This window comes from Dryocola mayonis, from assembly GCF_051307045.1.
Classification (GTDB): Bacteria; Pseudomonadota; Gammaproteobacteria; order Enterobacterales; family Enterobacteriaceae; genus Dryocola.
This window is the reverse complement of the sequence record NZ_CP150452.1, coordinates 3,985,297-3,998,441: the sequence shown is the minus strand read 5'-3', so window position 1 is coordinate 3,998,441 and position 13,145 is coordinate 3,985,297. Positions and strand designations below refer to the sequence as shown.

General features: G+C 53.0%; 8 protein-coding genes and 2 pseudogenes. 7 read left to right on the top strand and 3 right to left on the bottom strand.

The window, feature by feature from the left end; genetic code table 11:
* Position 1: 1 nt before the first annotated feature.
* The 7 genes and pseudogenes from nusG to rpoC all read left to right on the top strand — a co-directional run bounded on the left by nusG (position 2) and on the right by rpoC (position 11,715).
* Positions 2-547 carry a transcription termination/antitermination protein NusG gene (gene nusG, locus WLO32_RS19300; RefSeq protein WP_002438628.1) on the top strand — a complete coding sequence of 182 codons (546 nt, stop codon included), beginning with the start codon at positions 2-4 and terminating at the stop codon, positions 545-547.
* 154 nt (positions 548-701) lie between these two features.
* A complete protein-coding gene (gene rplK, locus WLO32_RS19295; RefSeq protein WP_121268269.1) occupies positions 702-1,130 on the top strand; it encodes a 50S ribosomal protein L11 in 429 nt (142 codons plus the stop codon).
* A gap of 3 nt (positions 1,131-1,133) precedes the next feature.
* Positions 1,134-1,838: a 50S ribosomal protein L1 gene (gene rplA / locus WLO32_RS19290; RefSeq protein WP_121268268.1), complete on the top strand. Its 705-nt coding sequence runs from the start codon at positions 1,134-1,136 to the stop codon at positions 1,836-1,838.
* A 294-nt stretch (positions 1,839-2,132) separates the two neighbouring features.
* On the top strand, positions 2,133-2,630 hold the full coding sequence (gene rplJ, locus WLO32_RS19285; RefSeq protein WP_012882962.1) for a 50S ribosomal protein L10: 498 nt from the start codon (positions 2,133-2,135) through the stop codon (positions 2,628-2,630).
* Positions 2,631-2,696: 66 nt separating this feature from the next.
* Positions 2,697-3,063 (top strand): annotated as a pseudogene (gene rplL / locus WLO32_RS19280) (50S ribosomal protein L7/L12).
* Positions 3,064-3,387: 324 nt separating this feature from the next.
* On the top strand, positions 3,388-7,416 hold the full coding sequence (gene rpoB, locus WLO32_RS19275; RefSeq protein WP_435946590.1) for a DNA-directed RNA polymerase subunit beta: 4,029 nt from the start codon (positions 3,388-3,390) through the stop codon (positions 7,414-7,416).
* Between the two features lie 75 nt (positions 7,417-7,491).
* Positions 7,492-11,715, top strand: coding sequence for a DNA-directed RNA polymerase subunit beta' (gene rpoC / locus WLO32_RS19270; RefSeq protein WP_435946589.1), 4,224 nt, complete (start codon positions 7,492-7,494; stop codon positions 11,713-11,715).
* A gap of 76 nt (positions 11,716-11,791) precedes the next feature.
* Here rpoC and WLO32_RS19265 read toward each other — a convergent pair whose 3' ends face one another.
* The 3 genes and pseudogenes from WLO32_RS19265 to WLO32_RS19255 form a co-directional block, all read right to left on the bottom strand.
* Positions 11,792-12,217, bottom strand: a complete 426-nt coding sequence (locus tag WLO32_RS19265) for a GFA family protein (RefSeq protein ID WP_435946588.1) — start codon at positions 12,215-12,217, stop codon at positions 11,792-11,794.
* Between the two features lie 169 nt (positions 12,218-12,386).
* Positions 12,387-12,705 (bottom strand): annotated as a pseudogene (locus WLO32_RS19260) (PTS lactose/cellobiose transporter subunit IIA).
* Positions 12,706-12,712: 7 nt separating this feature from the next.
* On the bottom strand, positions 12,713-13,018 hold the full coding sequence (locus WLO32_RS19255) for a PTS sugar transporter subunit IIB (protein WP_121268262.1): 306 nt from the start codon (positions 13,016-13,018) through the stop codon (positions 12,713-12,715).
* Positions 13,019-13,145 lie beyond the last annotated feature (127 nt).

Here is a 13,145-nt window from a genome sequence, read left to right as displayed (position 1 = left end):
GATGTCTGAAGCCCCTAAAAAGCGCTGGTACGTCGTTCAGGCGTTTTCCGGTTTTGAAGGCCGCGTAGCGACTTCGCTGCGCGAGCATATCAAATTGCACAACATGGAAGAGTTGTTTGGCGAAGTCATGGTGCCGACCGAAGAAGTGGTCGAAATCCGTGGTGGCCAACGTCGCAAAAGCGAACGTAAATTCTTCCCGGGCTACGTGCTGGTCCAGATGGTAATGAACGATGCGAGCTGGCACCTGGTGCGTAGCGTTCCGCGCGTTATGGGTTTCATTGGCGGCACGTCTGACCGTCCGGCGCCGATTAGCGATAAAGAAGTTGATGCGATCATGAACCGCCTGCAGCAGGTTGGTGATAAGCCGCGTCCTAAAACGCTGTTTGAACCGGGTGAGATGGTCCGTGTTAGCGATGGTCCGTTTGCCGACTTTAACGGTGTAGTGGAAGAAGTGGATTACGAAAAGAGCCGCCTGAAGGTTTCTGTATCTATCTTTGGCCGTGCTACACCCGTCGAACTGGATTTTGCCCAGGTCGAAAAGGCTTAATCGTCAGGTTGTAAAAGCAACGATTATTCGTTGCACAGGGCGCGAGATTGGCATACAATTTCGCGCCTTTTGTTTTTATGTGTCCTGGACACCTAAAACGATTTATTCACGGGGAGCCTCCTTGAGGCGCTATAACCCACTAGAGGAAATTTAGATGGCTAAGAAAGTACAAGCCTACGTCAAGCTGCAGGTTGCAGCTGGTATGGCGAACCCAAGTCCACCGGTTGGTCCAGCTCTGGGTCAGCAGGGTGTTAACATCATGGAATTCTGTAAAGCGTTCAACGCCAAAACTGATTCCATCGAGAAAGGTCTGCCAATTCCGGTTGTTATTACCGTTTACGCTGACCGTTCTTTCACTTTCGTTACTAAAACCCCACCGGCTGCAGTTCTGCTGAAGAAAGCTGCTGGCATCAAATCTGGTTCCGGCAAGCCGAACAAAGATAAAGTGGGTAAAGTGACCCGTGCTCAGGTGCGTGAAATCGCAGAAACCAAAGCTGCGGACATGACTGGTTCTGACGTTGAAGCGATGACTCGCTCCATCGAAGGTACTGCTCGTTCCATGGGCCTGGTAGTGGAGGATTAAGAAATGGCTAAACTGACCAAGCGCATGCGCGTGATCCGTGACAAAGTTGATGCGACCAAACAGTATGACATCAACGAAGCCGTTGCTCTGCTCAAAGAGCTGGCCACTGCTAAATTCGTAGAAAGCGTTGACGTTGCTGTTAACCTCGGCATCGACGCTCGTAAATCTGACCAGAACGTACGTGGTGCAACCGTACTGCCGCACGGTACTGGCCGTTCAGTTCGCGTAGCCGTATTTGCCCAGGGCCCTAACGCTGAAGCAGCTAAAGCTGCTGGCGCTGAGCTGGTAGGTATGGAAGATCTGGCAGACCAGATCAAAAAAGGCGAAATGAACTTTGACGTTGTTATCGCATCTCCAGATGCAATGCGCGTTGTTGGCCAGCTGGGCCAGGTTCTGGGTCCACGTGGCCTGATGCCTAACCCGAAAGTTGGTACTGTAACGCCTAACGTTGCTGACGCGGTTAAGAACGCTAAAGCTGGTCAGGTTCGTTACCGTAACGACAAAAACGGCATCATTCACACCACCATCGGTAAAGTGGATTTTGACGCTGACAAACTGAAAGAAAACCTGGAATCCCTGCTGGTTGCGCTGAAAAAAGCAAAACCTTCTCAGGCGAAAGGCGTTTTCATTAAGAAAGTTAGCCTGTCCACCACCATGGGCGCAGGTGTTGCGATCGACCAGTCTGGTCTGAACGCGGTGGCGAACTAATAATCGCTGCTTTACGCGGGCGTTCGATTAGTCTACAATCTTACGCCCGTTGCCTTGCTTGCAGGGCACACAGAATTTTCGGTTGGAGCCTGGCCTTATCCAGGCCTCCGTCCAAGACCGCAGGCGTCTCGCAAGAGGCTTAATTTCCTGCGTAGACGGTGACAGAACCTGAAGAATATTTTTGATAGTCTTTGGCTTGTTTCTGCTCACCGTATGTCGACGTTCATTATCGTTTTGGTAATGAGTGAAGTGAGTTCCGGGGGTAACCCCGGCTAATATCCAGGAGCAAAGCTAATGGCTTTAAATCTTCAAGACAAACAAGCGATTGTTGCTGAAGTCAGCGAAGTAGCCAAAGGCGCGCTGTCTGCGGTTGTTGCGGATTCCCGTGGCGTTACCGTAGATAAAATGACTGAACTGCGTAAAGCAGGTCGTGAAGCTGGCGTTTACATGCGTGTTGTTCGTAACACCCTGCTGCGCCGCGTCGTTGAAGGTACTCAGTTCGAGTGCCTGAAAGACACGTTTGTTGGTCCAACCTTGATTGCATACTCTATGGAACACCCGGGCGCTGCTGCTCGTCTGTTCAAAGAGTTCGCGAAAGCGAATGCAAAATTCGAGGTTAAAGCTGCAGCCTTTGAAGGTGAGCTGATCCCGGCGGCCCAGATCGATCGCCTGGCAACTCTGCCAACTTACGAAGAAGCAATCGCACGCCTGATGGCAACCATGAAAGAAGCCTCTGCAGGCAAACTGGTTCGCACTCTGGCTGCTGTACGCGATCAGAAAGAAGCTGCTTAATAGCGCTTTCTTTTCTAACGCATTTGCTTACGTATAAACTAATTCTGATTTTCAGGAACAATTGTTATGTCTATCACTAAAGATCAAATCATTGAAGCAGTATCCGCTATGTCCGTAATGGACGTTGTAGAACTGATTTCTGCAATGGAAGAAAAATTCGGTGTTTCCGCTGCTGCCGCTGTAGCTGTTGCTGCAGGCCCCAGCTGAAGCTGCTGAAGAGAAAACCGAGTTCGACGTTATTCTGAAAGCTGCTGGCGCTAACAAAGTTGCCGTTATCAAAGCAGTTCGTGGCGCAACTGGCCTGGGTCTGAAAGAAGCTAAAGACCTGGTTGAGTCTGCACCAGCTGCGCTGAAAGAAGGCGTGAGCAAAGATGACGCTGAAGCTCTGAAAAAATCTCTGGAAGAAGCTGGCGCTGAAGTTGAAGTTAAATAAGCCGACCCTTCCGGTTGCAGCCTGAGAAATCAGGCTGATGGCTGGTGACTTTTTAGTCACCAGCCTTTTTGCGCTGTAGGGTACCAGTAGCGTTTCACACTGTTTGACTACTGGTCTCCATTCAATGCATGTCTCTATCGACGACTTAATATACTGCGACTTTCTACGCCGGGAGTTCCGGGGTAAAGCGTAGCGAAATGGTTTAAGAGTGATAGAAACAGGTATTGCGGGAAGTGTTCCACTTTCCGGTCCACAAAATAGTGTTGCACAAACTGTCCCTCCGTCGGACAGATGGGTCGACTTGTCAGCGAGCTGAGGAACCCTATGGTTTACTCCTATACCGAGAAAAAACGTATTCGTAAGGATTTTGGAAAACGTCCGCAAGTGCTGGACATTCCTTATCTCCTTTCTATCCAGCTTGACTCGTTCCAGAAGTTTATCGAGCAAGATCCTGAAGGGCAGTACGGTCTGGAAGCAGCTTTCCGTTCCGTGTTCCCAATCCAGAGCTACAGCGGCAATTCGGAACTGCAGTACGTCAGCTATCGTCTTGGCGAACCAGTTTTCGATGTCAAAGAGTGTCAGATCCGTGGCGTGACGTATTCTGCTCCGCTGCGCGTAAAACTGCGTCTGGTGATCTACGAGCGTGAAGCGCCAGAAGGCACCGTAAAAGACATTAAAGAACAAGAAGTCTACATGGGTGAAATTCCACTCATGACCGACAACGGTACGTTTGTTATCAACGGGACTGAGCGCGTTATCGTATCTCAGTTGCACCGTAGCCCAGGCGTGTTCTTTGACAGTGATAAGGGTAAAACCCACTCTTCAGGGAAGGTGCTGTATAACGCACGTATCATCCCTTACCGTGGTTCCTGGCTGGATTTCGAATTCGACCCGAAAGACAACCTGTTCGTACGTATCGACCGTCGCCGCAAACTGCCAGCGACCATTATTCTGCGTGCGTTGAACTACACCACCGAGCAGATCCTCGATCTGTTCTTTGAGAAAGTTAATTTCGAAATCCGTGACAACAAGCTGCAGATGGAGCTGGTGCCGGAACGCCTGCGTGGCGAGACCGCATCCTTCGACATCGAAGCTGACGGCAAAGTGTATGTCGAAAAAGGCCGCCGCATCACCGCGCGCCACATTCGCCAGCTGGAAAAAGACGATATCAAGCTTATCGAAGTTCCGGTTGAATACATTGCTGGCAAAGTCGCGGCTAAAGACTACGTTGATGCTTCTACCGGCGAGCTGATTTGCCCGGCGAACATGGAACTGTCTTTGGATCTGCTGGCTAAGCTGAGCCAGTCCGGCCACAAGCGTATTGAAACGCTGTTTACCAACGATCTGGATCATGGCCCGTACATCTCCGAGACCATCCGCGTCGACCCAACCAACGATCGCCTGAGCGCGCTGGTTGAGATCTACCGCATGATGCGTCCTGGCGAGCCGCCAACGCGTGAAGCAGCCGAAAGCCTGTTCGAGAACCTGTTCTTCTCCGAAGACCGCTACGATCTGTCCGCGGTGGGTCGTATGAAGTTCAACCGTTCTCTGCTGCGTGATGAAATCGAAGGTTCAGGCATTCTGAGCAAAGACGACATCATCGAAGTTATGCGCAAGCTTATCGGCATTCGTAACGGCCAGGGCGAAGTGGATGATATCGACCACCTCGGCAACCGTCGTATCCGTTCCGTAGGCGAAATGGCGGAAAACCAGTTCCGCGTAGGCCTGGTACGTGTTGAGCGTGCGGTGAAAGAGCGTCTGTCTTTAGGCGATCTGGATACCCTGATGCCTCAGGATATGATCAACGCCAAGCCTATCTCTGCTGCGGTAAAAGAGTTCTTCGGTTCCAGCCAGCTGTCTCAGTTTATGGACCAGAACAACCCGCTGTCTGAGATTACGCACAAGCGTCGTATCTCCGCACTCGGCCCGGGCGGTTTGACCCGTGAGCGCGCAGGCTTCGAAGTCCGTGACGTACACCCAACCCACTACGGTCGTGTATGTCCTATCGAAACGCCTGAAGGCCCGAACATCGGTCTGATCAACTCCCTGTCTGTTTATGCACAGACCAACGAATACGGCTTCCTGGAAACCCCGTATCGTCGCGTAGTTGATGGCGTGGTAACAGACGAAATTCATTATCTGTCTGCTATCGAAGAAGGTAACTATGTTATCGCCCAGGCGAACACCAACCTGGACGAAGAAGGCCGTTTCGTCGACGACCTGGTTACCTGCCGTAGCAAAGGCGAATCAAGCTTGTTCAGCAACGACCAGGTTGACTACATGGACGTTTCCACCCAGCAGGTGGTTTCCGTCGGGGCAAGCCTGATTCCGTTCCTGGAACACGATGACGCCAACCGTGCATTGATGGGTGCGAACATGCAACGTCAGGCCGTACCAACTCTGCGCGCTGACAAGCCGCTGGTAGGTACCGGTATGGAACGTGCCGTTGCCGTTGACTCCGGCGTAACCGCCGTAGCTAAACGTGGCGGTACCGTTCAGTACGTGGATGCTTCCCGTATCGTTATCAAAGTTAACGAAGACGAGATGCATGCCGGCGAAGCGGGTATCGACATCTATAACCTGACTAAGTACACCCGTTCTAACCAGAACACCTGCATCAACCAGATGCCATGCGTGTCCCTGGGCGAACCTATTGAACGTGGCGACGTGTTGGCAGACGGTCCGTCTACCGACCTCGGCGAGCTGGCGCTTGGCCAGAACATGCGCGTAGCGTTCATGCCGTGGAACGGCTACAACTTCGAAGACTCCATCCTCGTTTCCGAGCGTGTGGTTCAGGAAGATCGTTTCACTACTATTCACATCCAGGAACTGGCGTGCGTGTCTCGCGACACCAAGCTGGGGCCAGAAGAGATCACCGCCGACATCCCTAACGTGGGTGAAGCTGCGCTCTCCAAACTGGATGAATCCGGTATCGTTTATATCGGTGCTGAAGTGACCGGCGGCGACATTCTGGTTGGTAAGGTAACGCCGAAAGGTGAAACCCAGCTGACTCCGGAAGAGAAGCTGCTGCGTGCAATCTTCGGTGAGAAAGCGTCTGACGTTAAAGACTCTTCTCTGCGCGTACCAAACGGCGTTTCCGGTACCGTTATCGATGTGCAGGTCTTCACCCGCGATGGCGTGGAAAAAGACAAGCGCGCGCTGGAAATCGAAGAGATGCAGCTTAAGCAGGCGAAGAAAGACCTGACTGAAGAACTGCAGATCTTTGAAGCTGGTCTGTTTGCCCGTATCCATGCGGTACTGGTTGCCGGCGGCGTTGAAGCTGAGAAGCTCGACAAACTGCCTCGCGACCGCTGGCTGGAACTGGGTCTGACCGACGAAGAGAAGCAAAACCAGCTCGAACAGCTGGCGGAGCAGTACGACGAGCTGAAGCACGAGTTTGAGAAGAAACTAGAAGCCAAGCGCCGCAAAATCACTCAGGGCGATGACCTGGCACCTGGCGTGCTGAAAATCGTGAAAGTGTATCTGGCCGTTAAGCGTCAGATCCAGCCTGGTGACAAGATGGCAGGTCGTCACGGGAACAAAGGTGTTATCTCCAAGATCAACCCGATCGAAGATATGCCTTACGATGAAAACGGCACGCCGGTAGACATCGTACTGAACCCGCTGGGCGTACCGTCTCGTATGAACATCGGTCAGATTCTGGAAACCCACCTGGGTATGGCTGCAAAAGGCATCGGTGAGAAGATCAACGCCATGCTTAAACAGCAGCAGGAAGTCGCCAAACTGCGCGAATTCATCCAGAAAGCGTATGACCTGGGTACAGACGTTCGTCAGAAGGTCGATCTGAATTCCTTCACCGACGAAGAAGTTCTGCGCCTGGCTGAAAACCTGAAAAAAGGTATGCCGATTGCTACTCCGGTATTCGACGGTGCGAAAGAGTCGGAAATCAAAGAACTGCTGCAGCTGGGTGGCCTGCCGACTTCCGGTCAGATTACCCTGTTCGACGGCCGTACCGGTGAGCAGTTTGAGCGTCCTGTAACCGTAGGTTACATGTACATGCTGAAACTGAACCACCTGGTTGATGACAAAATGCACGCGCGTTCTACCGGTTCTTACAGCCTGGTTACCCAGCAGCCGCTGGGTGGTAAGGCTCAGTTCGGTGGTCAGCGCTTCGGTGAGATGGAAGTGTGGGCGCTGGAAGCATACGGCGCTGCCTATACTCTGCAGGAAATGCTGACCGTGAAGTCTGATGACGTGAACGGCCGTACGAAGATGTATAAAAACATCGTGGACGGCAATCATCAGATGGAACCAGGCATGCCGGAATCCTTCAACGTACTGTTGAAAGAGATCCGTTCGCTGGGTATCAACATCGAGCTGGAAGACGAGTAATCGTTGCTCAAAAGGTCCAGGGTGCCCGGCTAACGCCGGGCATCAGAGAGTGCTAACTCCGACGGGAGCAAATCCGTGAAAGACTTATTAAAGTTTCTGAAAGCGCAAACTAAAACCGAAGAGTTTGATGCGATCAAAATTGCTCTGGCCTCGCCAGACATGATCCGTTCATGGTCTTTCGGTGAAGTTAAAAAGCCGGAAACCATTAACTACCGTACGTTCAAACCAGAACGTGACGGCCTGTTCTGCGCTCGTATTTTCGGGCCGGTAAAAGACTATGAGTGCCTGTGCGGTAAGTACAAGCGCTTAAAACACCGTGGCGTTATTTGTGAGAAGTGCGGCGTTGAAGTGACCCAGACCAAAGTGCGTCGTGAGCGCATGGGCCACATCGAACTGGCTTCCCCAACCGCGCACATTTGGTTCCTGAAATCTCTGCCATCCCGTATCGGCCTGCTGTTAGACATGCCGCTACGTGATATCGAGCGCGTACTGTACTTCGAATCTTATGTTGTTATCGAAGGCGGAATGACCAACCTCGAGCGTCGTCAGATCCTGACCGAAGAGCAGTATCTGGACGCGCTGGAAGAGTTCGGCGACGAATTCGACGCGAAGATGGGTGCGGAAGCTATTCAGGCCCTGCTGAAAAGCATGGATCTGGAGCAGGAGTGTGAAACTCTGCGCGAAGAGCTGAACGAAACCAACTCCGAAACCAAGCGTAAAAAGCTGACCAAGCGTATCAAGCTGCTGGAAGCGTTCGTGCAGTCCGGCAACAAGCCGGAGTGGATGATCCTGACCGTTCTGCCGGTTCTGCCGCCGGATCTGCGTCCGCTGGTGCCGCTGGACGGCGGTCGTTTTGCGACTTCTGACCTAAACGATCTGTATCGTCGCGTCATTAACCGTAACAACCGTCTGAAACGTCTGCTGGACCTGGCTGCGCCGGACATCATCGTACGCAACGAAAAACGTATGCTGCAAGAAGCGGTAGACGCCCTGCTGGATAACGGCCGTCGCGGTCGTGCGATCACCGGTTCTAACAAGCGTCCTCTGAAATCTTTGGCCGATATGATCAAAGGTAAGCAGGGTCGTTTCCGTCAGAACCTGCTGGGTAAACGCGTTGACTACTCCGGTCGTTCTGTTATCACCGTAGGTCCATACCTGCGTCTGCATCAGTGCGGCCTGCCGAAGAAAATGGCGCTGGAGCTGTTCAAACCGTTCATCTACGGCAAGCTGGAACTGCGTGGTCTTGCTACCACCATTAAAGCCGCCAAGAAAATGGTTGAGCGCGAAGAAGCCGTCGTCTGGGATATCCTGGACGAAGTTATCCGCGAACACCCGGTACTGCTGAACCGTGCACCAACCCTGCACCGTTTGGGTATCCAGGCATTTGAACCGGTCCTTATCGAAGGTAAAGCTATCCAGCTGCACCCGCTGGTTTGTGCGGCATATAACGCCGACTTCGATGGTGACCAGATGGCCGTACACGTTCCGCTGACGCTTGAAGCCCAGCTGGAAGCGCGTGCGCTGATGATGTCGACCAACAACATCCTGTCACCTGCGAACGGCGAGCCAATCATCGTTCCTTCTCAGGACGTTGTACTGGGTCTGTACTACATGACCCGTGACTGTGTTAACGCCAAAGGCGAAGGCATGGTGCTGACCGGCCCTAAAGAAGCTGAGCGTATCTATCGCGCCGGCCTGGCCTCTTTGCATGCGCGTGTAAAAGTGCGTATCACCGAGTATGAAAAAGATGCAAGCGGCGAGTTCGTTGCGAAAACCAGCCTGATCGACACCACCGTAGGTCGTGCGATTTTGTGGATGATCGTACCGAAAGGTCTGCCTTTCTCCATCGTCAACCAGGCGCTGGGCAAGAAAGCGATCTCCAAAATGCTGAACACCTGTTATCGCATTCTGGGTCTGAAGCCGACCGTAATCTTCGCTGACCAGACGATGTACACCGGCTTTGCTTATGCAGCGCGTTCAGGTGCATCCGTTGGTATCGATGACATGGTCATCCCGGAGAAGAAAACTGAAATCATTTCTGAAGCCGAAGCAGAAGTTGCTGAGATTCAGGAGCAGTTCCAGTCCGGTCTGGTTACGGCGGGCGAGCGTTACAACAAAGTTATCGATATCTGGGCCGCGGCGAACGATCGTGTATCCAAAGCGATGATGGACAACCTGCAAACTGAAACCGTTATTAACCGTAACGGCGAAGAAGAGCAGCAGGTTTCTTTCAACAGCATCTACATGATGGCCGACTCCGGTGCGCGTGGTTCCGCAGCACAGATTCGTCAGCTGGCAGGTATGCGTGGTCTGATGGCGAAACCAGATGGTTCCATCATCGAAACGCCAATCACCGCGAACTTCCGTGAAGGTCTGAACGTACTCCAGTACTTCATCTCCACCCACGGTGCTCGTAAAGGTCTGGCGGATACCGCACTGAAAACGGCGAACTCCGGTTATCTGACTCGTCGTCTGGTTGACGTCGCTCAGGACCTGGTGGTGACCGAAGACGACTGTGGTACTCACGAAGGCATCCTGATGACTCCGGTTATCGAAGGTGGCGACGTTAAAGAACCGCTGCGCGATCGCGTTCTGGGCCGTGTTACGGCTGAAGACGTGCTCAAGCCGGGCACCGCAGATATCCTGGTAACGCGTAACACCCTGCTCAACGAGCAATGGTGTGACCTGTTAGAAGCTAACTCTGTTGACAGCGTAAAAGTACGTTCCGTTGTAGGTTGCGAAACCGACTTCGGCGTGTGTGCGCACTGCTATGGTCGCGACCTGGCACGTGGTCACATCATCAACAAAGGCGAAGCTATCGGGGTTATCGCGGCGCAGTCCATCGGTGAACCTGGTACACAGCTGACGATGCGTACGTTCCACATCGGTGGTGCGGCATCCCGTTCTGCTGCTGAATCCAGCATTCAGGTTAAGAACAAAGGTAGCATCAAGCTCAGCAACGCGAAGTCGGTTGTGAACTCTACCGGCAAGCTGGTGGTGACTTCCCGTAACACCGAGCTGAAGCTTATCGACGAATTCGGTCGTACCAAAGAGAGCTATAAAGTGCCTTACGGTGCGGTTATGGCGAAGGGTGACGGCGAGCAGGTTGCAGCGGGCGAAACCGTCGCGAACTGGGATCCGCACACCATGCCGGTCATCACCGAGGTAAGTGGTTTCATCCGCTTCACCGACATGATCGACGGCCAGACCATTACGCGTCAGACCGACGAGCTGACCGGCCTGTCATCCCTGGTGGTTCTGGATTCTGCAGAACGTACCGCGGGTGGTAAAGACCTGCGTCCGGCGCTGAAAATCGTTGATGCCCAGGGCAACGACGTTCTGATCCCAGGCTCCGATATGCCTGCTCAGTACTTCCTGCCGGGTAAAGCTATCGTTCAGCTGGAAGACGGCATTCAGATCAGTGCGGGTGATACCCTGGCGCGTATTCCACAGGAATCCGGCGGTACCAAGGATATTACCGGTGGTCTGCCACGCGTTGCCGACCTGTTCGAAGCGCGTCGTCCGAAAGAGCCTGCGATCCTTGCTGAAATCAGCGGTATCATCTCGTTTGGTAAAGAAACCAAAGGCAAACGCCGTCTGGTTATCTCCCCAATCGACGGCAGCGATGCTTACGAAGAGATGATTCCGAAATGGCGTCAGCTGAACGTGTTCGAAGGCGAGCGCGTGGAACGCGGCGACGTTGTTTCCGATGGTCCAGAGTCTCCGCACGACATTCTGCGTCTGCGTGGCGTGTATGCTGTTACTCGTTACATCACCAACGAAGTGCAGGACGTTTACCGTCTGCAGGGCGTTAAGATTAACGATAAACACATCGAAGTCATCGTGCGTCAGATGCTGCGTAAAGCAACCATCGTTAACGCCGGCAGCTCCGACTTCCTGGAAGGCGAGCAGGCTGAATACTCCCGCATCAAGATCGCTAACCGCGAACTGGAAGCGAACGGCAAGATCAACGTGTCCTTCGCACGTGACCTGCTGGGTATCACCAAAGCCTCTCTGGCAACCGAGTCCTTCATCTCCGCGGCATCGTTCCAGGAGACCACTCGTGTGCTTACCGAAGCAGCCGTTGCGGGTAAACGTGACGAACTGCGCGGCCTGAAAGAGAACGTTATCGTGGGTCGTCTGATCCCGGCCGGTACCGGTTATGCGTACCACCAGGATCGTATGCGCCGTCGCGCAGCGGGTGAAATCCCTGCCGCGCCTCAGGTTACCGCTGAAGACGCTTCTGCAAGCCTTGCAGAGCTGCTGAACGCCGGCAACCTCGGCGGCAACGACGAGTAATCGTTCGTAAGCCAACGCTAAATAAAAACCCGCTTCGGCGGGTTTTTTTACAGGCTTTTTTCGACAGCAAACAAATTTATTCTTCCGCGATGAAACGCAAAGTACCGGCCCGGCGCTCCGGCTTACCGGTATCGCGGGTATGATTCACTCCATCCATCACCGGCACTTCGGTAAAATCAAACGGGCTCACGCCCTCAAGGCAGGCCACGTTCACCCCATACTGCTGCGGGTTAGAACGCCGCTGGTGATGCGTATAAATTCCGCAACGCGAGCAGAAGAAGTGTTGCGCCGTTCCGGTATTAAACCTGTAGCTGGTCAGCATCTCTTCTCCCTGCACAATAACCACCCCACCCATTTCCGCGGAGGCGACCACCGCGCCACGCATACGGCAATATGAGCAGTTACAGCGGCGTACGGCGTTCAGCCCGTCGCTTAGCGTGGCCTGAAAACGCACGGCTCCGCAGTGGCATTTTCCGGTCATGACAGTCTTATCTTTAACCATCTCTCGTACTCCTGGCGCTTAGTGCGGCCTCATAAAATTAATACTGAAGCATAGAACAATTACGGGTAAGTTTTACGGCGATTGCGGCGGGCGTTTTGTAGTCGAATTTAAGGCAGGAAATAAAAATGCCCGACAAGGCGGGCATTTTTATGTCTGAACAGGAAGGCAATCAGTTGATGAGCGGCAGACGGCGGTACAGTTCAATCATGTCGCCCGCCAGATCCTGAATGACCATCGCGTTCATCAGGTGATCCTGCGAATGAACGGTAATCAGGTTAACAGGCAGCTTGCCGGTGCCTTCGTCCAGCCCGATAAGCTGGGTCTGAATTTTATGCGCGTGCTTTACGAACTCGCGCGACTCTTCCATCGCCTGCTCGGGCCGCTGCAAAATCCCCTTTGCGCGCGAGCTGCAGCGCCGTCAGCGCCTGGCTACGTGCGCTACCGGCGTTGACCAGCAGTTCCATGATAATCGATTCTAAATCTTCCACGTCTTCCTCACTCCATTAGTTTCAAAGCTTTCTCGAGCACCACGTCGCCTTTCATCATGCCGTAATCCATCATATCGATAACGGCGACGGTTTTGCCCATAGGCTCCGCGATAGCCTGCAGCTTGGCGTGCTCGTATTTAACCTGTGGACCGAGAAGCACAACGTCAGCGGTATCAATATTGTCTTTGAATTCTGCGACAGGGACAGCCTTGATAGAAACTTCGATACCCTTCTTCGACGCTGCATCTTTCATTCGTTGAACCAGAATGCTGGTAGACATACCTGCAGCACAACACAAAACGATATTTTTCATAATCTGCTCTCAATGCCCGTTGGATAGACAGATAATTATCCGCGAGGCGGCAGTGCAACAACCGCTTTAGCTTGATTGTGTGTGAGGTATCACAAAAGAAATGGCGAAATCCTGAAACCGGTTACAG